This is a genomic window from Rhodoferax sp. ZS1R8, from assembly GCF_056521325.1.
The window spans coordinates 184,159-208,720 of sequence record NZ_JBWMBA010000003.1; the positions used below are offsets into that span (position 1 = coordinate 184,159).

Consider the following 24,562-nt stretch of genomic DNA (forward strand, 5'->3'; position numbering starts at 1 on the left):
GGCAACGGATGGAAGAGTAACCATGTACGAATACCAGCAACCCGACGCCAAGGGCCACTTTGGCAAATACGGCGGCAGCTTTGTTTCCGAAACGCTAACCCACGCGATCAATGAACTGAAAGACGCTTACGCCAAGTACCAGCACGACCCGGCCTTCCTGGCCGAATTCCAGTCCGAGCTGGCCCACTTTGTCGGACGCCCGTCCCCCGTCTACCATGCGGCCCGCATGAGCCGTGAGGCGGGCGGCGCACAGATTTTCTTAAAACGCGAAGACCTGAACCACACCGGCGCCCACAAGATCAACAACACCATAGGCCAAGCCATGCTCGCCAAGCGCATGGGCAAGCCACGCGTGATTGCCGAAACCGGCGCCGGCCAACATGGTGTAGCCACCGCCACCATCTGCGCCCGCTACGGGCTGGAATGTGTGGTCTACATGGGCAGCGAAGATGTCAAACGCCAAAGCCCCAACGTCTACCGCATGAAGCTCTTGGGCGCCACCGTGGTTCCGGTGGAGAGCGGCAGCAAGACCCTGAAAGACGCCTTGAACGAAGCCATGCGCGACTGGGTTGCCAATGTGGACAACACCTTCTACATCATCGGCACCGTGGCCGGCCCCCACCCCTACCCGATGATGGTGCGGGATTTCCAGAGCGTGATCGGCAATGAATGCCTGGTGCAGATGCCCGAGATGCTGAAGGCCGCAGGCTGCAACGGCGACCAGCCCGGCGCAGTCATTGCCTGCGTCGGCGGCGGGTCCAACGCCATGGGCATCTTCCACCCCTACATCGCCCATGAAGCTACGCGCCTGATCGGTGTGGAAGCGGCTGGTGAAGGCATGGACAGTGGCAAACACTCCGCCAGCATCCAGCGCGGCAGCCCCGGCGTACTGCACGGCAACCGCACCTACGTACTGCAGGACGACAACGGCCAGGTCACTGAGACGCACAGCATCAGCGCTGGCCTGGACTACCCCGGCGTCGGCCCCGAGCACGCATTCCTGGCTGACATCGGCCGCGCCGAATATGTGGGCATCACCGACAAGGAAGCACTGGACGCCTTCCACTACCTGTGCCGTACCGAAGGCATCATCCCTGCGCTCGAGTCCAGCCACGCCGTGGCCTATGGCATGAAGCTGGCCAAGACCATGCGACCCGACCAGTCCATTCTGGTGAACCTGTCCGGACGTGGTGACAAGGACATCGGCACCGTAGCGGATCTGAGCAATGGCGAATTCTTCTGCCGACCCAGCTGTACCGGGCAATCGGTCAAGGGTGGCGAGCAGCCGATCAAGCTGATCGCCAAGAGCGGAGGTACAGCATGAGCCGCATAACCACAACATTCTCCACACTCAAAGCCCAAAACCGCAAAGCGCTGATACCGTTTGTGACAGCCGGCTACCCCTACGCCGACGTCACCCCCGAGCTGATGCACGCCATGGTCGCGGGCGGCGCTGACGTCATCGAACTGGGCGTGCCCTTCTCCGACCCTAGTGCCGACGGGCCCGTGATCCAGAAGGCCGGCGACAAGGCTTTGGCCTTTGGCATTGGTTTGGTCCAGGTGCTGACCATGGTGCGCGAGTTCCGCACGACCAACAGCACGACACCCGTCGTGCTGATGGGCTATGCCAATCCGGTGGAACGCTATGACCAGAAGCATGGCAAAGCCGGTGTCAGCAGCCCGTTCGTCAGGGACGCGGCGCAGGCTGGTGTCGACGGTGTGCTGATCGTCGACTACCCGCCCGAGGAATGCGAAGCCTTTGCGGCCGATCTGCGCGCCCACGGCATGGACCTGATCTTTTTGCTGGCCCCCACCAGCACTGAGCAACGTATGCAACAAGTGGCGCGCGTGGCCAGCGGCTATGTGTACTACGTGTCGCTGAAGGGCGTCACCGGCTCAGGCGCGTTGGATATTGGCGCCGTGGAAGCCATGCTGCCTCGCATCCGCCAGCACATCAACACACCGGTAGGCGTGGGTTTTGGCATCCGCGACGCGGCAACCGCAAAAACCATCTCCAAGGTGGCGGATGCTGTGGTCATTGGCAGCAAAATCATCCAGCTGCTGGAAAACCAGCTCAGAGACCAAGTCGCCGCCACGGCCCAAAACTTCCTGCAAGAAATACGGGCCGCTTTGGATTCATAATGGCACCCTTGCGGAACCGGGCGCGGACGGCTGCCCAGCCCCGACCCCGGTTCCCCACTTGAGATGAAGGAACACCCATGAGCTGGCTTGAAAAACTGCTTCCCCCAAAAATTCAGCAAACCGACCCGGCCGACCGCCGCAGCGTCCCTGAAGGCCTGTGGGTCAAATGCCCCAGTTGTGAATCCGTGCTGTACAAGACCGACCTGGAGCAAAACCAGAACGTCTGCCCCACCTGCAGCCACCACCACCGCATCGGCGCCCGCGCCCGGCTCAACGTATTTCTGGACAATGAAGGCCGCTTCGAGCTCGGCCAGGAAGTGCTGCCGGTGGACCCGCTCAAGTTCAAAGACAGCCGCAAATACCCCGACCGCCTGAAGGAAGCGCTGGAAAGCACCGGCGAGACCGATGCGCTGGTCGTCATGGGCGGGGCCGTCATGGGCATCAGTCTGGTGGCTGCATGCTTTGAATTCGACTTCATGGGCGGCAGCATGGGCTCCGTCGTTGGCGAGCGTTTTGTGCGCGGTGTGGAAGCCGCCATCGAGCAAAAAGTGCCGTTCCTGTGCTTCACCGCCACCGGTGGTGCGCGCATGCAAGAAGGTCTTTTAAGCCTGATGCAAATGGCCAAGACCAATGCATCGCTGACCCGTTTGGCCAAGAAGGGCCTGCCCTACATCAGCGTGTTGACCGATCCCACCATGGGCGGCGTCAGCGCTGGCTTTGCCTTCTTGGGCGATATTGTGATTGCAGAGCCAAAGGCACTGATCGGCTTTGCCGGTCCACGCGTCATCGAATCCACGGTGCGGGTGACGTTGCCAGAAGGCTTCCAACGCTCGGAGTTCTTGCAAACCAAGGGCGCAGTGGATTTGATCTGCGACCGCCGCGAGCTACGCAAGACGGTAGCCAACGCACTGGCCATGTTGCAGCGCCAGCCGGCCGACGCCGTCATATGACGCCAAGCCGCCTGCCGCAGCACCAACCTACAGAATCTGTGGGTTGCGCTGCCACATGGCATAGGTCAAGGCCGAAGCGAAGCTGACCCACGCCAAATAAGGCAGCAGCAGCACGCCGGCCATTTTTTGTATGCGCCAAAACATCACTGCGGTGGCGGCAATCAATAGCCACAACAGCAAGATTTCGGCAAAAGCCAACGCACCTAGGTTCCAAGCGAAGAAAATCCAGGTCCACAGCGCATTTGCAGCAAGCTGCACGACAAACAGGCTGAGGGCTGTTCTTGCCTTGTCCCACCCCCTGTGCGACCACACAATCCAGGCCGCAACCCCCATCATCGCGTACAGCAGCGTCCACACCGGGGCAAACAGCCATGCCGGCGGCGCCCAACCCGGTCGGTTGAGTTGCCCGTAAAAATCTCCCGCGTTGGCGGACGCGTAGGCGCCAATGGCAGCGGCAACAAAACACAGAGCCAGCCATCCGACGAGGCCGACAAGGGGATGGGTGGATGCGCGCGTTGGAGTAGGAGGAGTGGAACGTGGCATGGTGCATCTCTAACAGGATGCGCCTATTCTTCAAATGTGTGCCGCTGCCGGTCTGTGCGCCAAGGCACGTGCAAGCATGGCGCGCCGACTACAGCGCAACCAACACGGCCGCCTGAACGGAACCCAGCACAATGGCCGAAATCTGCAGCAGCACTAGCAAGACCAGCGGCGACAGATCGACACCGCCCACCAAGGGAAGCACCCGGCGTATCGGTATCAAGATTGGCATCACCAGCCGCTCCAGAAAATCGGCAGCCACGGATTGCGTCTGCACCCAGGAGAGGATGGCATAGATGATGACCAGCCCTGTCATGCCCGAGATCGCCATGCGCACCAGGCCAAAGGCTGCCAGAACGAAGACCGACACCAGGCTCATGCCCATACCCAAAACCACCCACAAGATCAGGAACTGCGCCAGCTGAATCAGAAATGCCCCAACCAAGCTGGCCAGATCCCAGCGCCCCACGGCCGGAATCACCCGGCGCAGCGGCAGCACCAGCCAGTCGGTCAGCGCAAAAATGAACTTGGCCAGCGGGTTGCCCGATCGCACCGACATCGGTATGCGCTGGTACTGCATGTACAGGCGCAGCAGGCAGGTGCCGGCGAGCAAACCGGCTGCCACTTCCAGCAACAGGGAGAAGATTTGGTAGAGCATGGTGTCCAATGAAAAGGGGCGTTTGCATCATATACGGGCGGCCCTCTTAGAATCTAGGGTTCTGGCCAGCAAAAGCGGCCTCCTCTTTGACCCACCCTGCTCACCTCCATGTCTGACTCCACCGCCTCTGCTCCCGCAACCGCACCCCAGGACGAAAACCAGTTGATTCTGGAGCGCCGCGAAAAGCTGAAAGCCATCCGCCAGCAGCAAGTCGACGGCAAGGGCGTCGCCTTCCCCAACGACTACAAGCCCAGCCACAAGGCCGAGGCCCTATTTGCCGAGTTTGATACCCGGACCACCGAAGAACTGGAAGCTCTGCGGGCTACTGCCAAGGTGGCAGGCCGCATGATGCTCAAGCGCGTCATGGGCAAGGCCAGCTTCTGCACGCTGCAGGACGCATCCTTTGGCACCACGGGTGGGCGCATCCAGATCTATGTCAAAGGTGAAGACGTGGGTGCCGAGCTGTATGCCGCCTTCAAGCACTGGGATTTGGGCGACATCGTCGCCGCCGAAGGCAAGGTCTTCAAGACCAAGACCGGTGAACTGTCCATCCACGCCACCAGCGTGCGGCTGCTAACCAAGAGCCTGCGCCCCATGCCCGACAAGTTCCACGGCATGGCCGACCAGGAGACCAAATACCGCCAGCGCTATGTCGACCTGATGACCGACGTAGAAGCCCGCAAGCGCTTCATGGCGCGCAGCAAGGCCGTGACCGCATTGCGTGACTTCATGGTGGCCAACGACTTCCTCGAAGTCGAAACACCGATGCTGCACTCCATTCCCGGCGGTGCGAATGCCAAGCCCTTCAAGACCCACCACAACGCGCTGGACCAGGAGATGTTCCTGCGCATCGCGCCCGAGCTTTACCTCAAGCGCCTGATCGTCGGCGGGTTCGATCGCGTGTTCGAGATCAACCGCAGCTACCGCAACGAAGGTATCAGCGTGCGCCACAACCCCGAGTTCACGATGATGGAGTTCTACGCGGCCTACTGGAACTACCAAGACCTGATGGACTACACCGAGGCGCTGATACGCGACGCCGCCCAGCGCGCCACGGGTTCGCTGCAACTCACCTATGCCGGCAAGCCGGTGGACCTGAGCAAGCCATTCGAGCGCTTGACGATCGTCGAAGCGATCCGCAAATACACCGACGCGGGTGACAACGTCAATGACGCGGTGTGGCTGACCAACGCCGTCAAGAAGCTGGGCCTGACCGAAGCCAAGAACCGTTTGGAAGGCCGCACACTGGCCAGCCTGCAGGTGCTGTACTTTGAAGAGACCGTCGAAGAAAAGCTGTGGAATCCCACCTTCATCATGGAGCACCCCACCGAGATCTCGCCACTGGCCCGCGCCAACGACGACCGCCCCGAGGTGACCGAGCGCTTTGAGCTCTATATCACCGGCCGCGAATTCGGCAACGGTTTCAGCGAGCTGAACGACGCCGAAGACCAGGCCGCACGTTTCCAAGCGCAAGTGACCGCCAAGGACAGCGGAGACGACGAGGCCATGCATTACGACCATGATTTTGTCCGTGCGCTGGAATACGGCATGCCCCCCACCGGCGGCTGTGGCGTGGGTATCGACCGCCTGATGATGCTGCTAACCGACAGCGCCAGCATCCGCGACGTGATCCTGTTCCCAGCTTTAAGGCGTGAGGTTTAAGCCAAATCGGGCTGCAGCCCTCGTGGGACGCGCGTAACCCGCTATGAAAAACGTAGCACTCCAGCAATGGAAATTTCTGCAGGGCTACCCGGCAGACACGCTGGCCCAGGTACAGGCCATGATGGATGGCAAGCGCTCCGGCGCCTGGCTGCTGCAGAAATACCCCACCTCCCACGGCGTGCGCACCGACCGCGCGTTGTACGACTACGTGCAAACGCTCAAGACCGAACACCTGCGCGGCGCCGACGCGGTGTCCAAGGTGGCGTTTGACAGCAAGCTGCAGATCGTCCAGCACGCGTTGGGCACCCACACCACCGTGTCACGCGTGCAGGGCAGCAAGCTCAAGGCCAAACGCGAGATCCGGGTCGCATCGCTGTTCAAGGACACGCCCGAGCCGTTTCTGAAAATGATTGTGGTGCACGAGCTGGCCCACCTGCGTGAACGCAACCACGACAAGGCTTTCTACCAGCTCTGCACCTACATGGAGCCGGCCTACCACCAGTTGGAGTTTGAGGTGCGCCTGTACCTGACGCACCTGGATGCCGTGGGCACCCGCTGCTGGGCGGCTGCCGACAGCGGCGCCTGAAAACCGGTCCTTTTACGGCTGGTGCAGCATGTGGACGATTTCGTCCTTGAGCTTCAGGCGCTTTTTCTTCTCGATTTCCAGCGCCTCATCTGTCATGGCGGCGCCCGCTCCGCCGGTGGTCTCTACTGTGGCGATGGCGTGGTTCAGCAGGTCGTAGCTGTCAAACAGTTTGGCAAAGTGCGCATTGCCGGCCCGCAGGCCCTGGATCTTGTCCTTGAACTGGGGAAATTCGGTGCTGATGTCGTGTTTGAGCAGGTTCATGCGCATCCTTCGCAGAGAGGGGTTGTGGGGGCGTGCGCTCGGGGCACACACACCCGGGTGTACCACATGCCCATGGAGCGGGCTAGTGGCCCAGCCCCATGGGCCCGCAGCTTGCACGCCCTTTAGACGCGCACGGACCGCTTCAGGTCATGCCTTACCCAAGAGCCCGGTCTTGAGGTCGCTCTGAACCGGACTCTTGCCCAACCAGACTTTCAGCAGCGCCTTAAAAAAGTCTTCGCCGGCAATCTCCTTGCCCAAAGCCTTGTTGTTCAAACTGACATAAGTCCCCTTCTCGGGCACCCAATCAATCATCACAACAGATCCAGCCTTCACGTCGCCCATGCTCTGCATCATGCTGGAAAACACCGCCACACGGTCATGAATCGCGGCCAGTTCAGCCTCGCTTGCGTTGTCTTCAATACCGCCAACGAAGGCTTTGGCAAAGGTCTTCCCGTCGCCATCCTTCAACAAATGCAAAGCGACCCGCTTGGGTCCTTTCGATGCAACGATTCCCTCCGCGTCGCTGGATTTGGTCTGTAGGTACAGCGCTGCGACATAACGCTTGCCAAATTTGCTGCGCAAACCCAGTCCGTTGACTACAAGGTCTGCACCGGCAACTTTGATTGAGTCATCAAACTTTGCACCTTCCAATTCGACTGCAAAGGCCAGGTTGAGGGAAAGTGCGGCCACTGCCGCTGTTATGAAATATTTCATGGGTTCTCCAGAATGGACTGCTATCTGTGGATCGGAGTGTCTCGCCCGGTCGTGCCCAGCGACGCATGAGGCGTCGCGGTAGGGGACCTGCGCTTTGCAATCGTACTTGAGTGCAGTGCGTTCGGATTACCTGGTTTTCACTTTGCTTGACGAAGCGATGTTTCCATTACATTGTTCATCTCGGATCGCGTTTGTCTGAAGTATTGAAAAAACTTCTGGGTAGTGGGTAGGTGCTGGATGCCTATTTGTTGCCAGGATGGCCACGACCGGGAGTTGCGACCCTGCGGGTGATCACTGCAGACCGGGCGCGGATGGGCATCAGGGGATAAAAAATTACGACATTGAGAGGACGACAACATGCGCTTGATTTGCATTTTTTGGCTACTTCTTGGGGTTTTAGGGCATCCCACGGCAATGGCAACGCAGGCCCCTCGCGCCGGATGTGACTCCTGTCGCATAGAGGTCAAGAGTCTGGATCAGCCCCTTAAGTTAAGCGGCAATTGGCTATTTACCCGAGACGACACTGTCGATAACGCGAAGGTTGAGCTCGACACCAGCGCCTGGCCCATCATCAAGGCACCGGGACCATGGAAAGGCGCCTATCCTGACGGGAAGAATTACCGGATAGGCTGGTACCGCGGGGTATTCGAATTTGACCAGTCCCTCGTAGGGCAGGACGTTGTGATTCTGCTCAATGCCTACATGGGTCGCGTCAACGTCTACAACAACGGCCAGGAAATCTACAGGCGCCCGGGTGACATCAATGTCGAGCGTTACTACGCGACCCAGCCGATACCCGTTCGGTTTAAGGTTACCCAGACCCAGCATGTGGTGGCAGTTCGCATTGATACCCTGCTGATGACCGGTGTGTACCAGTTGCCGTTTGAAATGCACAAGTATGACAAGCACGACACCAGTCTGGCTTGGCATCAGTTCCAAAATGGCGAGCTCCGCATTCTTGCCGCGTTCGTGGTGTTCAGCTTCGGGTTGTTCTTCATGCTGGTCTACCGCAAGACGCGATATGCCTTGTACCTGGTCGCTTCGCTTTCCAGCATTTCGGTGTTTCCGTTTTTTGTTGCCCCCAGTGATTTCCTGATGAAGGTGTTGCCACCGGAGCCCATGCTGCTTTTGCATTACACCGGTTTGATCATGTTTTTCGGGGCCTACCTCTTCACGCAGTTTTTCTACAAGTTCACGCCAAAGACCAACTGGTTGCTGGGCTCGGTATACGGCTTGCTGGCCTTAACTATTGCGGCGCAAATGGTCGATTTGAATCTGGACTTGTTTCAAAAGGTCCGGAGCGCGTTTTTCGTAACGGCGTTGCTGCTGGGCACGTTGGCGCTGTACCAGTCCGTCAGAGGGGCACTTTCGGGAAGGCCCGGTTCCATCACGCTGTGCGTTGGTATCGGCATTTTTTACGTGGCAGGGGTCCACGACATGCTCCTGAGCCTCGGCCGCATCAATTCCATGTCAACACTGTTTTATGGTGTGCTGGGTTTTGTTGTTTCGATGCTGTATGTGGCGAGCAATATCTTCGCCAATACATTCGTTGAGAACAAAAAAATGGCGCATGACCTGAGACTCATGAACGACAAACTGGAAGATTTGGTCGCTGAACGGACCCTGCAGCTGCGCCAAAAGACCAACGACATTCTGACCATGCTGCAGAACATGCCACAGGGCATTCTGACGGTTACGCAAGGAGCAGTTATCCATCCCGAGTATTCCGCGTATCTGGAGCAAATTTTCGAGACCCAGGACATCGCTGGTAAAGGCATGATGGATGTCGTCTTCTCCCAAACCAACCTGGGCTCCGACATACTTTCACAGGTAGAGGCTGTAGCCGGTGCGTGTATTGGTGAGGACAGGATGAATTTCGAGTTCAACACGCACCTCATGGTCACTGAGCTGGACAAGACCATGCCCAGTGGCAGAGTCAAGTCGCTGGAACTGAGTTGGTCTCCAATCTGCAATGAAGCCGACGTCTGCGAAAAGCTGATGTTGTGTGTGCGAGACGTCACCGAACTCAAGGGTTTGGCCGCCGAGGCCAGCAAGCAAAGGCGCGAACTGGAAATGATCGGCGAGATCCTTGCGGTCAATCAAGAAAAGTTCCACCAGTTCATTGACAGTGCGGGCCACTTTATCGAAGAAAACCGCGCTGTCATCGAGAACAACGAAAGCCGCGATCCAGAGGCCATCACGACGCTGTTCCGCAACATGCACACCATCAAAGGCAACGCTCGTACCTATGGATTGCTGCAATTGACCAACACTGTCCATGAGACCGAGCAGGTATATGACAATTTGCGGAAAAATCCTGAAGCGGACTGGAACAAAGCCCATTTGCTGGAGCAGCTGGCAGACACCAACAGCGCCATTCAAGAGTACGCAAGGGTCAACGAAGTCAAACTTGGACGCAGAGGTCCAGGCCGACGCGGCGGCGTCGATAAATTCCTGATGGTCCAGAAGACCCACATCGACAGTTTGATTGCCAGCCTGGAGTCTGGCCAAAGTGATGATCCCGTCGTCAAGGACCAATTGCTCCAGAGGGTGTTGGGCAGTTTGAAACAAATTGGAACCGAGAAGGTCGAAGATATCCTTTCCGGGGTGATCGATTCGCTGCCTTCTCTCGCCAGAGAGCTAGGCAAAGAAGCACCTGCGGTTGACATTGACAGTGGCACCATTGTTTTGCCCAATCAGATCGCGGATCTTTTGAAGAACGTCTTCATGCATCTGCTGCGCAACTCCATAGACCACGGTATCGAGAGCGCCGAACAGCGGGTTGCCCTGGGCAAGAGCCCGGCTGGGAAGATACAGCTGAAGCTGTCGACTGGCGACGGAAAGTTGTGGCTCAAATTGCGCGACGATGGGCGCGGCCTGGCAATCGGTTCCATTCAAAAGAAAGCCATTGATTCCGGTTTGATCCAGGGAGACCAGCCGATTACTGCTGAGCAAGTGGCGCAGCTCATCTTTGCGCCTGGCTTCTCTACGGCTAGTACGGTGACTGAAGTCTCCGGTCGTGGCGTGGGCATGGATGCGGTGAAGGGTTTTGTCGAGCGCGAGGGTGGCACCATCGCGTTAGTGTTCCTCGATGACGACACCAGTACCGACTTCCGGCGGTTTGAAACGGTGATTTCATTGCCAGATAAATTTGGCCTCCGTTTGGACGCACAGCAGTAAGGATCTGTATGAATTTGGACCCGAGGGGCGAAACCTCCGGTCCAACTCGAACTACCGCTCACCCACCCCGCAACGGCCCCAACAAATCCTTCAACCCATTGCTATCAATTTCCTGCATCAGCGCCAGCAGCCTCCCAATTTCCCCCTTTGGGAACCCGTTGCGCGCGAACCAGTTCAAATAGTCGCCAGGCAGGTCGGCGATCAGGCGGCCCTGGTACTTGCCAAACGGCATTTCGCGGGTCACGAGTAGCTGGAGGTCTTGGGCTTGCATAGGGCCAAAGCATAACGCCAGGCTACCCCACCGGCGCTATTGTTTTGATAGCTGCTTACGCGCACTGGACGGGGGCTATGTGCCACAATGACTGGTCGAAAACGGGGAAGGCCCCGTTGAGTGAGAGTAACGAAGGAAAAGGAGTCCACCATGTCCCGTCCCCATGTCTGGGCCAGCAAAATCCTCACGCTGATTCAGGGTGGCAACACCCAGGCGGCGCTGGCGCAGATCAAGGTTGCGCCATCGGTTGTTGATGTGGAGCAGTTGCGCACGCTGTTGAGCAATGCCAAGCTCTTGGCACGCAACCCGGTGCTGGACTCAGCCACGCAGGATCAGATCACCGCGCTCAAGGGCTCGCGCCTGCACCGCTCCCCCTAAAGCGGCCCAAAACACCCTCCAACAAGAGAAACATTGTGAATATCCGTAACACTCTGGTTCTTGGCGCGTGCGCCCTTGGGCTGCTGGCTTGCGCGCGCGACACCGGCTACCGCCCTCCCGAAGCCCTGCCCCCGCCTAACCTCCAAGCCGACACCGTCAAGGGGGGAATCACCACCGTGCGGGTGGTGCTGCAGTTCCGGCCGGCAGCAGTGTCTGCAGCTGCCTCAACACCCCCCACGCAGGCTTTTGACGATGAGAACTTTGTAACAGCGCTGCAGGTGCAGGCCCAGGTACCGATGCACTATATCGCTGCGGTGTCCCCCGACACCCATATCTACGGCCTGGAATTGCCATCCACACAGGACCCGGCGCTTGCGACACAGCGGCTGGGGGCCTTGTCCTCGGTAGCGCGGGTGGAGCTGTACAACGGCAAGGCACGGGCCAACAAATAGATGAACTAACGAACGAACCAATGAACGAACGAGCATTTGATTGCTTGAAGGGTAGTGATGTCTGGAATCCGATTTGTCATGGCTGCCGCGACCACAGCGGCGCTGGCCAGCGCCTCGCTGTACACGCTGGCGCAAAGCAATAGCAGCAACAGCAGCAGCGCGCAGCCCGCTGCATTCAAACCTTCGACCATGGCCCAGGCGCATCAGCAGCAACGCTTGAACCGCCTGATCGTCCGCTTCAAGGACAACGTCGGCGCAGAAGGCAGCAAGAGCCAGGCCCAGCAGGTGGCTTCAGCGCAAGAGCGCGTGCATGCGCTGAACACCTTTTCCACCGCCGGCAAGATGGGTGCAGCGGCTACGCTGTCGTACCTGAAGTCGGTCTCGGGCAATACCCACGTCGCTCGCACCAGCGAGCCCATGGACCATGCCGCTTTAAGCGCGCTGGCCCGCACGCTGGCGCAAGACCCGCGCGTGGAATATGCCGAGGTCGATGAGCGCGTGTTCCCGCACTTCGTGCCGAACGACGCGCTGTACGCCACGCAGCAAACGTATTTGACGTCACCCTTTGTGCAGACCGGCGGTGCCAACCTGCCTAATGCCTGGGGGCGCACAGTTGCGGGGGTGCCTGTTAGCGGTGCCGGGGTCACGGTGGCGGTATTGGACTCGGGCTACCGCCCGCATGCCGACCTGGTGGCCAACATCGTGGGCGGCTACGACTTCATCAGCGCGGACGGTTTCAACGACTACACCACGGCCAATGACGGCGATGGCCGCGACGCCGATGCGCAAGATCCCGGGGACTGGAATACCCAGACCAATCTGTGCGATGTGTCCAACTCGTCATGGCACGGCACGCATGTTGCTGGCATCATCGGCGCGGTCGGCAACAACAATGTGGGTGTGATCGGCGTGGCTTACCGCGCCAAAATTTTGCCGGTGCGCGTGTTGGGCGTATGCGGTGGTTATACGTCTGATACCGCGGCGGGCCTGCAGTGGGCGGCGGGCATCGCCGTGCCGGGCGTGCCGGTCAATGCCAACCCGGCCAAGGTCATCAACATGAGCTTCGGGCGCAGCGGCGCATGCTCGCAAACGTACCAGAACGCGATCCGCGCTGCCAATGCGGCCGGCGCCACAGTTGTCGTATCCACAGGGAACGACTCGTCTACCTCCACCATTACGCAGCCCAGCAACTGCCAGGGCGTAGTTGCGGTATCTGCACACACCAGCGCGGGGGCCAACACCGACTACGCAAACGTGGGTGCGGGCACGCTGATCAGTGCGCCGGGCAACAATATTTTCAACATCGGCAATGCGGGTACGACCGTGCCGGGGCCAGACATATACCGCGGCGGTTCAGGTACCAGTTTTTCCGCGCCACTGGTGTCCGGCGTGGCAGCGCTGCTGGTGCAGATCAAGCCCAACATCACGCCTTCGGAGATCAGCCAGCACCTGGCCAGCTCGGCGCGCCCGTATGCGGCGGGCAGCTACTGCGCGGGTCGCACCGAATGCGGTGCCGGTTTGCTGGATGCCTTCAAGGCCGTGTACAGCTTGCTACAGTCGCAAGGGGTGGCCAATGCCGCGCCGCTGATGACGGCCCTGCCCCAGCAGTACGTGCTGCCGGGTGGCGCGCTGCAGTTCACGGCCAAGGCAACAGATGCGGATGGCGATGAGGTGGCCTTTATCGGCAGCGGGCTGCCCAGCGGCGCCACGTTCAACGCGGTAACCGGCGTTTTCAGCTGGCCCAAGGCCCAGCCGGCGGGGGACTACACGTTTGTGATCCAGCCCACCGATGGCGCTACTGCCGGGGCCAGTATCTCGGTCAAGATTTCCGTGACCTCAAATATTCCGGTCATTCCCATGGAGCCTGTCACCCCCGCGCCGACGGGCACCACACCAGCTGCGCCCATCACTGTAACCCCCATCCCCAGCAGCGGTGGCGGCGGAGGTGCACTGGGTTGGATCGATATGGCAGCGGGCTTGCTGCTGCTAGCGGCTGCTGCGTGGGCCCGCAGACCTGCGCTTGCGCCTGAGCGCACGCGCGGCTAGCGGAAACACCAGCGCCACCAGCAGCACGGCCAAAAAGCCGCCCAACGCACCGGCTTCGTGGGCCGGATAAAAAGTCGCAAAGCCCAGCCAGCCGACGGATGACGGTGCGCCAATGCCAAAGTGCTGCACCATCAGTTTAGCCGCCAGGCCCAGCAGCATGCAACACGCCAGAATGTGCAGCCGTTGCCGTGTCATCGCGGTGGGCCGGGGTGGCGGCACAAACAGCAGCGCACAGGCACCGCCCGCCAGCAAACCATGCAGCGCGCCGGACGCACCGGCATACAGCGAGCAGTCGGTATCCATTGCCAGCAGCACGGCCACGCCGGCATAACCGCCCGCCAGGGCCAGAGCCTGCAGGCGCCCTGCTACCAGGCCCCTGAACACAAACAGCAACACCACCATGCCGAGCGCGTTGACGACCGCATGCAAGGGCCCCAGGTGCACCCACTGCGCCGTCACCAGTTGCCACCAAGCGCCGGCTGCATAATCCGCGCGATCAAACTGCGCCAGCTGTGCCACATCCGGCAGCCACTGCAGTGCCAGCGTGATGACCACAAATGTCAGCGCCCACGGCGCCTCGCCTGTAGACAGTTGGCGGCTTAGCGGCGGCAAGCGCATGTCAGGCGATCCAGTCCAGCGCGTGCATGTACGCTGGCTGCACCATCAGCGCATCCCATTCCACGGCGGGTGTTGCCGGCAACAGCGCGCGGCGGCGCAGCTCGCTGGCGTCGCTGGCCTGCCAGCGGCCTTTGACCTGGGCCTCGGCCAGGCCGGCTATCACCTCATCAATCGCGCGGCCACCGCTTTCGCTGCTGGCAAGCGACTGGTTACACAGCAAGACCATGTCGCAACCGGCGGTCAAAGCGGCCAGTGCCGCCTCGGTATAGCCAACGGCCTGGCCGTCGATGACACGCGCGCCGGCCATCGACAAGTCGTCGCTGAAGATGGCGCCGCCAAAGCCCAGCTGGCCGCGCAGGATGTCGTTCAGCCACCGGGTGGAAAAGCCAGCCGGGCGCGCATCCACCTTGGGGTAGATCACGTGGGCCGGCATCACGCTGCGTGTCACGGTGTTGAGCCAGCGGTAGGGCGCGGCGTCTTCGGTCAGGATGGCCTTGAGGCTGCGCGTGTCCACCGGCACGGCGGTGTGCGAATCGGCAGCCACAAAACCGTGGCCGGGAAAGTGTTTGCCGCAATTGGCCATACCGCTTTGCAGCAGGCCCTGCATCAGGCTCTTGGCCAGCAGGCTGACAACGCGCGGGTCGCGGTGGAAAGCGCGGTCGCCGATGACGCTGCTACCACCGTAGTCGAGATCGAGCACCGGCGTGAAGCTCAGGTCCACACCGCAGGCGCGCAGCTCCGCGCCCAGCACGTAGCCGCAGGCGGTGGCCGCGTTGGTGGCATCCATGGGGCCGACGTGGCCCTTACCGTGGAGGGTGGCCTTAGGCTCTTGCATCCACATCTCGCCCAAGGCGCGCATCGGCGGCAGGTGGGTAAAGCCGTCGGTCTTGAAGCGCTGCACGCGGCCACCTTCATGGTCGACGCAGATCAACAGGTCGGCGCGGATCTTTTTGATGTCGTGGCACAGCGCGGTCAGCTGGGCCCGGTCTTGCCAGTTGCGGGCAAATAAAATCATCCCCCCAACCAACGGGTGCTTGAGGCGCTGGCGATCCAGTTTGGTCAATGTGGTGCCGGCAATGTCGATGACGAGGGGTGCGTGGAAGGCCATGGGGGTGTCGCGCTCCGAAAGGTGCTATGAAAATGCTAGCTGCTTACGCGCATTGTACGGGGGCTAGGGGCCCAAATGGCCTATAACTTCGCACCCAAAAGGGGCACGCGCACAAGGTCATGCAACTTGGGCCACACTGCTGCGTCGCACATCAAACTACCCATTTTTCACAACTATGACAGCCCACCAACAACTTCTTGGCATCGAACTCCCCATCATCCAGGCCCCGCTGGCTGGCGTGCAAGCCGGAGCGCTGGCTGTGGCGGTATCCAACGCCGGCGGCCTGGGCTCGCTGCCCGCCGCGATGCTGAGCCTGGACGCGCTGCGCCAAGAGCTGGGCTTGATCCGCGACCAGGCGGGTGGCAAGCCCTTCAACGTCAATTTCTTCTGCCACACACCACCCGAGCCCGATGCCCGGCGCGAAGCTGCTTGGCGCACCACGCTGGGCGCCTGCTACCGCGAATACGGCATAGACGCCAGCGCCATTGCCCCCGGGCTGGGGCGCATGCCCTTCAACACCGAGGTAGCCGATGCCGTGGAGCCGTTTGCGCCACCGGTTGTCAGCTTCCACTTCGGCCTGCCCAATGCGGACCTGCTGGCACGGGTGCGCGGATGGGGTGCCAAGGTCATCGCGTCGGCCACCACGGTCGAAGAGGGCCTGTGGCTGCAGCAGCACGGTGTGGACGCGGTTATTGCGCAGGGACTGGAGGCCGGCGGGCACCGCGGGCATTTTCTCAGTGACGACCTGAGCGAACAGATGGGTACCTACGCGCTGCTGCCGCAGCTGGTGCGCGCGCTACAGGTGCCGGTGATTGCAAGCGGTGGCATTGCCGACGCACAGGGCGTGGCCGCCGTGCTGGCACTGGGCGCCGTGGCCGCGCAAGTGGGCACAGCCTACATGCTGTGCCCCGAAGCCACCACCAGCGCCATACACCGTGCGGCGCTGCAAAGCGTGGCGGCACGCCACACCGCGCTGACCAACCTGTTCACCGGCCGCCCGGCGCGTGGCATCGTCAACCGCGCCATGCGCGAACTGGGTGCATTGAACCCCGAGGCCCCACGCTTTCCGCTGGCCACCACGGCCATGGCACCACTGCGCGCCAAGGCGGAGGCTCAAGGTTCGGGAGACTTCTCTCCGCTGTGGTCGGGGCAGAACGTGACCGGCTGCAAGGCGATACCGGCGGCGCAATTGACGCGGGAGCTGGCGGGGTTGGTCGCAGGGTCAAACAACTCGGACTGATAGACGCTATAAAAAGCGTAGCTGCTTACGCCCGCTACACGAGGGCTACCACCCGATTTCGCATATAGCACTTGCCAGCATCGGCTGCGCATGCGCACGTGGCAAAATTGGGGATTGGCCTGCCGACCAGTCCCCGACTGCGCGAACGGCGGCCACTTCAGCCCTCTACCACCACCCACCATGTCTACTTTTGAAATTGAAGGCGGCGTTCCGCTGCGTGGCACCGTGCGTGCCTCGGGCAACAAGAACGCCATTTTGCCGATCATCGCGGCTTGCATACTGACCGACCAGGAGATGGTGCTGGACAACGTGCCCGACATCATCGACGTGCGCCACATGCTGGACGTCATTACCGCGATCGGCGGGACAGTAGAGCGCAGCGGCCAGCGCGTCAGCATCCACGTGGCCCAAGTCACCACCAGCGAAATCAGCCGCGAGCTGTGCAACAAGGTGCGCACCTCCATCCTGTGCGTGGCGCCGCTGCTGCACCGCACCGGCAAGGCCAAACTCTACCCGCCGGGTGGCGACGTGATCGGCCGCAGGCGTCTGGACACACACTTCTATGGCCTGCAAAAACTGGGTGCCGTATTGGCTGCGAACGGCAGCTACGACTTTGCGGTGCCGAATCGGCTGCGCGGTGCAGAGCTGTTTTTTGACGAGCCCTCGGTCACCGGCACCGAACACATCATGATGGCCGCGGCGGTCAGCGAAGGCCACACGCTGATCCGCAATGCCGCCTGCGAGCCGCACGTCCAAGACCTGGCCCTGATGCTGAACGCCATGGGCGCCAAGATCAGCGGCATTGGCACCAACCAGTTGACCGTGGAGGGCGTGCCCTCGCTGCACGGCACCACGCACCAGGTCTGCCATGACCATATCGAGGCGGCCTCCTATTTGGCCCTGGCCGCTGCAACCGGCGGCGAGATCAAGGTAGAAGGCACCGACCTGCATTCCTACTGGATGTGCCACCGCGTCTTCGAGACGCTGGGCGTCAAGATCGAGCTGTACAAGGACCACGTCTACCTGCCGGCCAACCAGTCGCTGCGCATCCTGCGCGACAACGACGGCACCATGCCGGTGATTGGCGACGGCCCCTGGCCGCAATTTGCCAGCGACCAGATGAGCTGCATGATCACGCTGGCCACGCAGGTGGAGGGCAATGTGCTGTTCTTCGAGAAGATGTTCGAGTCGCGGCTGTATTTTGTCGACCGCCTGATCGGCATGGGGGCTAACGCCATCGTGTGTGATCCGCACCGGGTCGTCATCAGCGGGCGCTCCAAACTGCGCGGCACAACGATGGTGTCGCCCGACATCCGCGCCGGCATGGCCCTGATCGGCGCAGCCCTGTGCGCGACCGGCAAATCCACCGTGCAGAACGCAAATATGGTGGAGCGCGGCTACGAGCGCATCGAGGAAAAGCTCACCGCGCTGGGTGCGCGCATCACGCGCAAAGCCTGAACGCAAACAACATGCCCAAGAGTCCCCAGTCACAGACCCGCACCCGCGCCGGAAAAGGCGCCGAGTTTCTCACCGTGTTCGCAATTGTGTGGGACACCATTGTGCTCAAGCTGATGCTCCCAGCGGGCGATATTCCGTTTTGGTTTAAGGCCGTCTTTGTGCTGGCAGGGGTGGGGGCGACCTGGGGATCGCTGTACTTGTGGCGCCAGCGGCTCAAAGGCGGCAGCGTCAGCCTGAAGCTGTCCCACGACCCGGTACCGCACGGCGTTCCGGTGGCGGTGGAGTTTCAGGTCGACCGGGCCATTGCCGCAGACCAATGGCAGGTGGAAGCAAAGATCGAGTCGTCGGCGCGCAACCAAAGCGGGTTTGGCTTGGTCTGGAACCAGGACTACGCAGCCAAGCCAGTTGGAGCCCAGCGCATCCGGACGGAAGTGACATTCCCCAGCGATATACCAGGCACTGCAGCGTCGGACCGCGACATGACCTACTCCGCGACGCTGATCTTGCGGGCGGATGGGTTGGAGTGGACCTTCGACCTGAAGACACGCACAGCCCATGCGGGTGAACTGCAGTTTGCGCCGCGCAGTACCAGCAGCCTTGGTAACAAGACGCCAGCGTATACGCCAGAACAAGTGGCCGCGGTGCGCAAGCGGTGGGCCCCGTGGGCCTATGGTTTTGTTGCGTTGGTGGTGGTGGCGCAATTGTCGACTTTTCTGGACCTGCATCTGTGGACGCGCGCCAAGGCCGTGGTCGGTGCGGGCGCCCAGGCCACCGGCGTCGACACCGAAGCCTTTGATATCCGGGTCACCAACTACCTCGTCAACGACTGGGCCTTGCGCGGCCGGCTGGTCGGCAAGGCGCGCGTGGACAAGGGCGTGCTCATCGTGCGCGTCGAGTCGCTGGACGTGCAACCCGTGGGCGCCTGCGAGGCGGGCAGCCGCGTCTGCGAGGTCGAATCGATGAGTTTATTGCTCTCGCAGGACGGTGAGAAGAACTTTTCCACACTCGCACAAAGCGACCCGATTGCCGTGAACGCCAATCTGCGGGAGGTCACGCGCTGGAGTCTGCCGCAGGAGCAGAAAGGTGTTGAAATCCGTATGCCGCTACCAGCGGCCTTCGACACCGACGGTGTTCGGCTCAAGCTGCAAATCAGCTCGGCGGGCGGATCGACCGTCTACCCCGAGCACGGCCCCTACCTCAACTTGCACCGTGCCCTGGCCAAGGCGCGCGGAGCCAGTGATCCTTGTGACCGCGTAAAGGGCGAGCTGGAACTGGTACGAGCGGGTTGCGGCGAACGCCTGCGCGGCGCAGCACTGCAAGACAAAGATGGCCTGCTGCTGGAAGCGCTCAAGACCGAAAATTTCGACACCGCGTCGCTGCTGCTGGCGGCCGGTGCCAGTGCCGACGCGCACAGCGTCGAAGATGCGGGCCGCACGGCCTTGGGCTACGCGGCGGCGAGTAACGACGTGGCGATGGTCGAGCGGCTGTTGGCGGCTGGCGCGCATGTCAACGCGCGAAAAACCAACGAGCAGGGGCAGATCGTGACCGCACTCACGCAAGCATTGCGCACGGACGCAGTGGACGCTGTCCGCCGCCTTCTGCAAGCCGGTGCTGAGCCATCGACCAACGATCCGACCGGCTGGACCCCGCTGCACGTAGCAGCGTATGAGAGTGCCACGGGATCGATTGGAGAACTCGTCTGCGCGGGCGCCGACATTAACGAGCGCACGCCAGCCTACCGGCAGCAGGCGGCACTGCAGACAGCTGTGCAGTTCGGCAGTGTCGCGACGGTGCAGGCCTTTGTGCGGCTGGGGGCGGACCGGTTGCTGAAAGATAACCAGGAGCAGACTGCCTGCGATTGGGCGAAGTTTTTCAAGCGCAACGCCGAGATCCAGGCTGCGGTCTGTGCGCAGTAAACGCGGTTGGCGGATGGGACGCGGGCGGCCGCCCTGCCGGCCTAAGCTTTTGGCTGGACCTCGACCACGCAGAAACTGGCCGCGTAGTCGGTCTCGTCGGTCACGCTGATGTGGGCATTAAGGTTTTGGGCCTCGAACCACTCTTTCAACACACCGTGCAGGACAATGGTCGGCGCGCCGCTGGGCAGCTTGGCCACTTCGCACAGCCGCCAGGTCATCGGCATGCGCATGCCCAGCCCCACAGCCTTGCTGAAGGCCTCCTTCGCGGAGAAACGGGTGGCCAGGTAGCGTATACCGCGCTCCGGCCAGCGGGCGGTGCGGGCCTTCCAAGTGGCGAATTCGCCTTCGCTGAGGATCTTCAATGCGAAGCGGTCGCCGTGTTTTTCCAGGCTGGCCTTGATGCGGCGCACGTCGCAAATATCGGTGCCTATGCCGTAGATCATGTGGAAATAGGCTCCGCGCCTCGGAGGGACGACCCAGCGATGCTCATACCAAGCAATCTAGATAGGCCTTGACGGTGGCGGTGTAACCCAGTTCCAGCGCATCGGCAATCAGCGCGTGACCTATGGAAACCTCGGCCAGGCCGGGTACGGCAAGCGCAAAGGCGGCAAGGTTGTCGCGATTCAGGTCGTGGCCGGCATTCACACCCAGGCCGGCGTCCAGTGCCGCTTGGGCTGCCTGGGCGAAGCGTCGCAATTGCACATCTTGATCAGGCGTGCCCCAGGCTGCCGCATAGGGCTCGGTGTAGAGCTCGATGCGGTCGGCGCCCACGGCTTTCACGGCAGGCATCGCGGCCACATCGGCATCCATGAACAAGCTGACGCGTAGGCCCAGCGCATGGGCCTGGTCAATCAGCGGTTTGAGGCGCATGGCGTCCTGCGGGAAGCTCCAACCATGGTCACTGGTGAACTGGCCTTCGGAATCGGGCACAAAGGTGACCTGGTGCACCGGCAGCTTGCGCGCCACGAGGTCGGCCACGCAGTCCATCAGGTTGTGGAAGGGATTGCCTTCAACGTTGTATTCGCGGTCCGGCCAGTCCTGCATCAGCGTGGCCAGTTCCACCACGTCGTCGGGGCGGATATGGCGCGCGTCCGGCCGGGGGTGTACGGTGATGCCCGCCGCGCCGGCTTGCAGGCACAACGTGGCCGCCTTCGTCACGCTGGGAATGCCCAGGTGGCGGGTATTGCGCAGGTGGGCGACCTTGTTGACGTTGACGGAGAGTTTGGTGCGGGGTGTGGGGGTCATATTGTTTGGCCGCCGGGCCGCCCCAAGGCAAAACGCGCCCCCTTGGGGGGCAGCGTAGTACACGAAGTGACAAGCGTGGGGGCCATGTTTAGAGCGATTGGATGTCCACCATCATCTGGCGGGTGCGCAGGGTTTTGACACCGCAATGGTAGTGCAGCAAGGCCCGCAGCTGGGGCTTGAGTTCGGTCGAGACTTCGGAGCAGGCACGCAGCGTAGTGGTGAAGGGTGCGTTGTCTGCCAGCGCCGTCTGGAGACCAGTCCACTGCGCGCCGCTGAGGCTGGCGCGGTCGTCGGCATGGGCTTGGCGCAGGCCGCCTTCAGGCACCAGGCAGTATGCGGTGTCAGGTTCCAGCGCCGCCAGCGTCATGGTCTGGGCATTCAACTGCGGTAACAGGCCGATTTCGCGCAGAAGCAGCAATTCGTAGGTGCGTAGCGCAGCCTGCAACGCTTCGCCATGTTCGCTGGCCAAGACGCACACGACATTGGCATACACGTCAAAGAGCCCAGGATGCGGGTCATCGCGCGCCAGCAGTGTCAGCAGTAATTCATTGAGGTAGTAGCCAGACAACAGCGCGTCACCGGTGGGCATCACATGGCCGCCCTGCCATTCGGCGCTCTTGAGTGTGCGGATTTCGGCGTCTCCACCAAAGGCCACATGCAGCATCTGCAGGGGCAGTAGAACAGGACGGAAACTGGAGCTGGGCCGCTTCGCGCCTTTGGCCACCAGCGCAATACGACCATAGTGCCGCGTGAAGACTTCCAGAATCAGGCTGGACTCACTCCAGTCGTAGCGGTGCAGCACATACGCGGGCTCATCAGAGATGCGTTTGGTCGCCACGGCTCAGCGGTGGAGCGTGGGGGCAGCAAATCCGCGCCGGGCCGCCACAAGCGGATTTAGCCCTCTCGGGGGGCAGCGACCCGCGCAGCGGCGGAGCGTGGGGGCAGCAAATCCGCGCCGGGCCGCCCCAAGCGGATTTAGCCCCCTCGGGGGGCAGCGACCCGCGCAGCGGCGGAGCGTGGGGGCCAGCATGTCACTCGTAGCCAAAGCTGCGCACCCGCGCTTCGTCATCTGCCCAGCCAGAGCGCACCTTGACCCACAACTCGATGAAGACCTTGGCGTCCGCCAACTTCTCCAGCTCGACCCGGGTCTCCATGCCGATGCGCTTGATGCGTTCACCCTTGTCACCAATCACCATGGCCTTGTGCGTGTCGCGCTCGACGACGATAGTGGCGGCAATGCGCAGCAGGCGCTTCTGCCCTTTGCGCTGGGGTGGCTCTTCTTCAAACTTGTCGATGACCACCGTGGACGTGTAGGGCAACTCGTCGCCGGTCAGGCGGAACAGTTTTTCGCGCACCAGTTCGCTGGCCAGAAACTTCTCGCTGCGGTCGGTCAGCTCATCTTCGGCATACCACCAGGCCTGCTCAGGCAGATACTTTTCGCAGATACCGAGCAGACGATCCACGTCCTTGGCATTCTTCGCGGACATGGGCACAAACTCGGCAAACTTGTGCTTGTCCTGCATGGTTTGCAGCCAGGGGGCGATGTCGCCACGGCGGTGGATGTTGTCGAGCTTGTTGGCGATCAGCAAGGTGGGGATATCCTTGCCCAGCAGGGCCAGCACGCGGGCATCGGCGGGTGTAAAACTACCGGCCTCGACCACAAACAGGATCAGGTCCACATCGGCTACGGCACCCTGCACGGTCTTGTTCAGCGACTTGTTCAGCGCGTTGGCGTGTAGCGTCTGGAAACCCGGGGTGTCGACAAACACGAACTGCGTAGCACCGCGTGTGTGCATGCCGGTGATGCGGTGGCGGGTGGTCTGGGCTTTGCGCGACGTGATGCTGATTTTTTGGCCCACCAGCGCGTTGAGCAGCGTGGATTTGCCGACGTTGGGTTTGCCGACGATGGCGACCAGACCGCAGCGTTGGTCGCCATCGGCCGCCGAGCCGGGCTGGGCCAGCTTGGGTGTGCTTTTGAGTAGACCTTCGAGCATACTGTCCAGGTCCGGCTGCACGTCATTTACGTCGCTAGCCCCCGTGGACTGTGCGTCCGTTGCCATATTTTTTGTAGTAATTTTCTTGGGTGTCATGGTTTGACCTTTGCCTTGATGGTGAGCAGCATCGCGGCAGCTGCGGCCTGTTCGCCCGATCGGCGGGAGCCACCTATGCCCCGTTCGGACAGGCGCAGCTCTGGGATTTCACACTCCACATCGAAGCTCTGTTTGTGCGCCGCACCGATGGTGGCCACCACCTTGTACAGCGGCAGCTTCATTTTGCGGCCCTGCAGCCACTCTTGCAACTCGGTTTTGGGGTCTTTGCCAATGGCGTCCATGCCAGGGTTGATCTCAACCTCTTTGAACAGCCTGTGCACCAGCGCCTGCGCGGCCGCGAAGCCGGCGTCGAGGTAGACCGCGCCAATGATGGCTTCCAGCGTGTCGGCCAGGATCGAAGGCCGTTTCTGACCGCCGGAACGGACCTCGCCCTCCCCTAACCGCATGACATCCGGCAGACCCAGGCCGACGGCTAACTGGTGCAGCGTATCCTGCTTGACGAGGTTGGCACGCACGCGCGACAGATCGCCTTCAGGCAGATTACCCAGGCGGGTGTACAAAAGATCGGAGACGGCCAGATTTAACACCGAGTCGCCCAGGAATTCCAGGCGCTCGTAATGGTCTGCGGAGAAGCTGCGGTGTGTCAGTGCCTGGGTCAGCAGGGCAGCATTGGAAAATTCGTGTTGCAGACGGCGCTGCAACTCCAGTAAACCAGATGCCACGCTATTTGGAGCGGCCGGCGTATTTGAGCGTCAGCCAGGCGGGACCTGTCAGGTGGATTTCACGTTCGTACTTGAAGCTGACCACGACCTTATCCCCCTCTTTGGTGATTTCTAGATCTTTGCCGCTGATGGCTTTGAAGTCGTCAATAGCTTGCATGCGATCGAAAGCAGCTCGTATTTCTGCCACTGAACTGCCTTCAGCCGCTCTCTTAGCAGCTTTGTTGATGGCTTGATACTCTACGAAGGTTGGGAACACTTGGGCCGCCACTACACCAGTAACGGCTAACACCACCCCAACAAAAACCAACCCGAAAAAGGTAATACCACGCTGCTTGGATCTGCTTTGCACTGTCATATTGTTCCT

General features: G+C 61.3%; 25 protein-coding genes. 12 read left to right on the forward strand and 13 right to left on the reverse strand.

Annotated elements, in window-relative coordinates:
• Positions 1 to 22: 22 nt before the first annotated feature.
• From trpB to accD, 3 genes are all read left to right on the forward strand, one after another.
• Positions 23 to 1,324: a tryptophan synthase subunit beta gene (trpB, locus tag AC097P_RS11755; RefSeq protein ID WP_479610602.1), complete on the forward strand. Its 1,302-nt coding sequence runs from the start codon at positions 23 to 25 to the stop codon at positions 1,322 to 1,324.
• Complete coding sequence (gene trpA / locus AC097P_RS11760) at positions 1,321 to 2,142, forward strand: tryptophan synthase subunit alpha (protein WP_479610603.1); 822 nt, start codon at positions 1,321 to 1,323, stop codon at positions 2,140 to 2,142. The genes trpB and trpA overlap by 4 nt, the downstream gene beginning before the upstream one ends.
• 77 nt (positions 2,143 to 2,219) lie before the next feature.
• Complete coding sequence (gene accD / locus AC097P_RS11765; RefSeq protein WP_479610604.1) at positions 2,220 to 3,092, forward strand: acetyl-CoA carboxylase, carboxyltransferase subunit beta; 873 nt, start codon at positions 2,220 to 2,222, stop codon at positions 3,090 to 3,092.
• Positions 3,093 to 3,119: 27 nt separating this feature from the next.
• Here the strand turns inward: accD and AC097P_RS11770 are convergent, their stop codons facing one another.
• On the reverse strand, positions 3,120 to 3,635 hold the full coding sequence (locus AC097P_RS11770; protein WP_479610605.1) for a TspO/MBR family protein: 516 nt from the start codon (positions 3,633 to 3,635) through the stop codon (positions 3,120 to 3,122).
• A gap of 88 nt (positions 3,636 to 3,723) precedes the next feature.
• A complete protein-coding gene (locus AC097P_RS11775) occupies positions 3,724 to 4,290 on the reverse strand; it encodes a YggT family protein (RefSeq protein ID WP_479610606.1) in 567 nt (188 codons plus the stop codon).
• Positions 4,291 to 4,398: 108 nt separating this feature from the next.
• Between AC097P_RS11775 and lysS the strand changes: the two genes are divergently transcribed.
• Positions 4,399 to 5,952 (forward strand): lysine--tRNA ligase, encoded by a 1,554-nt coding sequence (gene lysS / locus AC097P_RS11780; protein ID WP_479610607.1) that lies wholly within the window; start codon positions 4,399 to 4,401, stop codon positions 5,950 to 5,952.
• A 43-nt stretch (positions 5,953 to 5,995) separates the two neighbouring features.
• Positions 5,996 to 6,538: a M48 metallopeptidase family protein gene (locus AC097P_RS11785; RefSeq protein ID WP_479610608.1), complete on the forward strand. Its 543-nt coding sequence runs from the start codon at positions 5,996 to 5,998 to the stop codon at positions 6,536 to 6,538.
• A gap of 12 nt (positions 6,539 to 6,550) precedes the next feature.
• On the opposite strand, the gene AC097P_RS11790 is transcribed toward AC097P_RS11785, so the two are convergent.
• Positions 6,551 to 6,799: an HP1242/YdcH family protein gene (locus AC097P_RS11790; protein WP_479610609.1), complete on the reverse strand. Its 249-nt coding sequence runs from the start codon at positions 6,797 to 6,799 to the stop codon at positions 6,551 to 6,553.
• A gap of 147 nt (positions 6,800 to 6,946) precedes the next feature.
• On the reverse strand, positions 6,947 to 7,513 hold the full coding sequence (locus AC097P_RS11795; RefSeq protein ID WP_479610610.1) for a chalcone isomerase family protein: 567 nt from the start codon (positions 7,511 to 7,513) through the stop codon (positions 6,947 to 6,949).
• A gap of 357 nt (positions 7,514 to 7,870) precedes the next feature.
• Here AC097P_RS11795 and AC097P_RS11800 point away from each other — a divergent pair, with 357 nt between their 5' ends.
• Positions 7,871 to 10,693 (forward strand): ATP-binding protein, encoded by a 2,823-nt coding sequence (locus AC097P_RS11800; RefSeq protein WP_479610611.1) that lies wholly within the window; start codon positions 7,871 to 7,873, stop codon positions 10,691 to 10,693.
• A 58-nt stretch (positions 10,694 to 10,751) separates the two neighbouring features.
• On the opposite strand, the gene AC097P_RS11805 is transcribed toward AC097P_RS11800, so the two are convergent.
• Entirely contained in the window at positions 10,752 to 10,964 is a 213-nt protein-coding gene (locus AC097P_RS11805; RefSeq protein WP_479610612.1) for a DUF3820 family protein, read from the reverse strand.
• Positions 10,965 to 11,114: 150 nt separating this feature from the next.
• On the opposite strand from AC097P_RS11805, the gene AC097P_RS11810 reads away from it, so the two are divergent.
• Genes AC097P_RS11810 through AC097P_RS11820 form a run of 3 tightly spaced genes read left to right on the forward strand, consistent with a single transcriptional unit; the run spans position 11,115 to position 13,840 of the window.
• Complete coding sequence (locus tag AC097P_RS11810; RefSeq protein WP_479610613.1) at positions 11,115 to 11,342, forward strand: hypothetical protein; 228 nt, start codon at positions 11,115 to 11,117, stop codon at positions 11,340 to 11,342.
• 35 nt (positions 11,343 to 11,377) lie between these two features.
• Entirely contained in the window at positions 11,378 to 11,794 is a 417-nt protein-coding gene (locus AC097P_RS11815) for a hypothetical protein (RefSeq protein ID WP_479610614.1), read from the forward strand.
• A 57-nt stretch (positions 11,795 to 11,851) separates the two neighbouring features.
• Positions 11,852 to 13,840, forward strand: a complete 1,989-nt coding sequence (locus tag AC097P_RS11820; RefSeq protein ID WP_479610615.1) for a S8 family serine peptidase — start codon at positions 11,852 to 11,854, stop codon at positions 13,838 to 13,840.
• Here the strand turns inward: AC097P_RS11820 and rrtA are convergent.
• Both rrtA and nagZ read right to left on the reverse strand, forming a co-directional pair.
• Positions 13,781 to 14,458: a rhombosortase gene (rrtA, locus tag AC097P_RS11825; protein ID WP_479610616.1), complete on the reverse strand. Its 678-nt coding sequence runs from the start codon at positions 14,456 to 14,458 to the stop codon at positions 13,781 to 13,783. The genes AC097P_RS11820 and rrtA overlap by 60 nt on opposite strands.
• Before the next feature lies 1 nt (position 14,459).
• Complete coding sequence (nagZ, locus tag AC097P_RS11830) at positions 14,460 to 15,566, reverse strand: beta-N-acetylhexosaminidase (RefSeq protein ID WP_479610617.1); 1,107 nt, start codon at positions 15,564 to 15,566, stop codon at positions 14,460 to 14,462.
• A gap of 175 nt (positions 15,567 to 15,741) precedes the next feature.
• Between nagZ and AC097P_RS11835 the strand changes: the two genes are divergently transcribed.
• From AC097P_RS11835 to AC097P_RS11845, 3 genes are all read left to right on the forward strand, one after another.
• On the forward strand, positions 15,742 to 16,806 hold the full coding sequence (locus tag AC097P_RS11835) for an NAD(P)H-dependent flavin oxidoreductase (protein ID WP_479610618.1): 1,065 nt from the start codon (positions 15,742 to 15,744) through the stop codon (positions 16,804 to 16,806).
• Positions 16,807 to 16,986: 180 nt separating this feature from the next.
• Positions 16,987 to 18,264 carry a UDP-N-acetylglucosamine 1-carboxyvinyltransferase gene (murA, locus tag AC097P_RS11840; protein WP_479610619.1) on the forward strand — a complete coding sequence of 426 codons (1,278 nt, stop codon included), beginning with the start codon at positions 16,987 to 16,989 and terminating at the stop codon, positions 18,262 to 18,264.
• 11 nt (positions 18,265 to 18,275) lie between these two features.
• The gene (locus AC097P_RS11845; RefSeq protein WP_479610620.1) at positions 18,276 to 20,180 is read left to right on the forward strand and encodes an ankyrin repeat domain-containing protein; all 1,905 of its coding nucleotides are present in this window, start codon (positions 18,276 to 18,278) and stop codon (positions 20,178 to 20,180) included.
• 41 nt (positions 20,181 to 20,221) lie between these two features.
• Here the strand turns inward: AC097P_RS11845 and acpS are convergent, their stop codons facing one another.
• From acpS to AC097P_RS11875, 6 genes are all read right to left on the reverse strand, one after another.
• The gene (gene acpS / locus AC097P_RS11850; RefSeq protein WP_479610621.1) at positions 20,222 to 20,623 is read right to left on the reverse strand and encodes a holo-ACP synthase; all 402 of its coding nucleotides are present in this window, start codon (positions 20,621 to 20,623) and stop codon (positions 20,222 to 20,224) included.
• A 43-nt stretch (positions 20,624 to 20,666) separates the two neighbouring features.
• A complete protein-coding gene (locus AC097P_RS11855; RefSeq protein WP_479610622.1) occupies positions 20,667 to 21,425 on the reverse strand; it encodes a pyridoxine 5'-phosphate synthase in 759 nt (252 codons plus the stop codon).
• Between the two features lie 88 nt (positions 21,426 to 21,513).
• A complete protein-coding gene (recO, locus tag AC097P_RS11860) occupies positions 21,514 to 22,263 on the reverse strand; it encodes a DNA repair protein RecO (RefSeq protein WP_479610623.1) in 750 nt (249 codons plus the stop codon).
• A gap of 193 nt (positions 22,264 to 22,456) precedes the next feature.
• The gene (era, locus tag AC097P_RS11865; RefSeq protein WP_479611064.1) at positions 22,457 to 23,419 is read right to left on the reverse strand and encodes a GTPase Era; all 963 of its coding nucleotides are present in this window, start codon (positions 23,417 to 23,419) and stop codon (positions 22,457 to 22,459) included.
• 92 nt (positions 23,420 to 23,511) lie between these two features.
• Positions 23,512 to 24,198 carry a ribonuclease III gene (gene rnc / locus AC097P_RS11870; RefSeq protein ID WP_479610624.1) on the reverse strand — a complete coding sequence of 229 codons (687 nt, stop codon included), beginning with the start codon at positions 24,196 to 24,198 and terminating at the stop codon, positions 23,512 to 23,514.
• Between the two features lies 1 nt (position 24,199).
• On the reverse strand, positions 24,200 to 24,553 hold the full coding sequence (locus AC097P_RS11875; RefSeq protein WP_479610625.1) for a DUF4845 domain-containing protein: 354 nt from the start codon (positions 24,551 to 24,553) through the stop codon (positions 24,200 to 24,202).
• Positions 24,554 to 24,562 lie beyond the last annotated feature (9 nt).

Excerpts from the sequence above, each read along its gene's own strand:
- trpB (WP_479610602.1), top strand. The coding sequence starts at position 23 with ATGTACGAATACCAGCAACCCGACGCCAAGGGCCACTTTGGCAAATAC.
- trpA (WP_479610603.1), top strand. The coding sequence starts at position 1,321 with ATGAGCCGCATAACCACAACATTCTCCACACTCAAAGCCCAAAACCGC.
- accD (WP_479610604.1), top strand. The coding sequence starts at position 2,220 with ATGAGCTGGCTTGAAAAACTGCTTCCCCCAAAAATTCAGCAAACCGAC.
- AC097P_RS11770 (WP_479610605.1), bottom strand. The coding sequence starts at position 3,635 with ATGCCACGTTCCACTCCTCCTACTCCAACGCGCGCATCCACCCATCCC.
- AC097P_RS11775 (WP_479610606.1), bottom strand. The coding sequence starts at position 4,290 with ATGCTCTACCAAATCTTCTCCCTGTTGCTGGAAGTGGCAGCCGGTTTG.
- lysS (WP_479610607.1), top strand. The coding sequence starts at position 4,399 with ATGTCTGACTCCACCGCCTCTGCTCCCGCAACCGCACCCCAGGACGAA.
- AC097P_RS11785 (WP_479610608.1), top strand. The coding sequence starts at position 5,996 with ATGAAAAACGTAGCACTCCAGCAATGGAAATTTCTGCAGGGCTACCCG.
- AC097P_RS11790 (WP_479610609.1), bottom strand. The coding sequence starts at position 6,799 with ATGAACCTGCTCAAACACGACATCAGCACCGAATTTCCCCAGTTCAAG.
- AC097P_RS11795 (WP_479610610.1), bottom strand. The coding sequence starts at position 7,513 with ATGAAATATTTCATAACAGCGGCAGTGGCCGCACTTTCCCTCAACCTG.
- AC097P_RS11800 (WP_479610611.1), top strand. The coding sequence starts at position 7,871 with ATGCGCTTGATTTGCATTTTTTGGCTACTTCTTGGGGTTTTAGGGCAT.
- AC097P_RS11805 (WP_479610612.1), bottom strand. The coding sequence starts at position 10,964 with ATGCAAGCCCAAGACCTCCAGCTACTCGTGACCCGCGAAATGCCGTTT.
- AC097P_RS11810 (WP_479610613.1), top strand. The coding sequence starts at position 11,115 with ATGTCCCGTCCCCATGTCTGGGCCAGCAAAATCCTCACGCTGATTCAG.
- AC097P_RS11820 (WP_479610615.1), top strand. The coding sequence starts at position 11,852 with ATGTCTGGAATCCGATTTGTCATGGCTGCCGCGACCACAGCGGCGCTG.
- rrtA (WP_479610616.1), bottom strand. The coding sequence starts at position 14,458 with ATGCGCTTGCCGCCGCTAAGCCGCCAACTGTCTACAGGCGAGGCGCCG.
- nagZ (WP_479610617.1), bottom strand. The coding sequence starts at position 15,566 with ATGGCCTTCCACGCACCCCTCGTCATCGACATTGCCGGCACCACATTG.
- AC097P_RS11835 (WP_479610618.1), top strand. The coding sequence starts at position 15,742 with ATGACAGCCCACCAACAACTTCTTGGCATCGAACTCCCCATCATCCAG.
- murA (WP_479610619.1), top strand. The coding sequence starts at position 16,987 with ATGTCTACTTTTGAAATTGAAGGCGGCGTTCCGCTGCGTGGCACCGTG.
- AC097P_RS11845 (WP_479610620.1), top strand. The coding sequence starts at position 18,276 with ATGCCCAAGAGTCCCCAGTCACAGACCCGCACCCGCGCCGGAAAAGGC.
- acpS (WP_479610621.1), bottom strand. The coding sequence starts at position 20,623 with ATGATCTACGGCATAGGCACCGATATTTGCGACGTGCGCCGCATCAAG.
- AC097P_RS11855 (WP_479610622.1), bottom strand. The coding sequence starts at position 21,425 with ATGACCCCCACACCCCGCACCAAACTCTCCGTCAACGTCAACAAGGTC.
- era (WP_479611064.1), bottom strand. The coding sequence starts at position 23,419 with ATGCTCGAAGGTCTACTCAAAAGCACACCCAAGCTGGCCCAGCCCGGC.
- AC097P_RS11875 (WP_479610625.1), bottom strand. The coding sequence starts at position 24,553 with ATGACAGTGCAAAGCAGATCCAAGCAGCGTGGTATTACCTTTTTCGGG.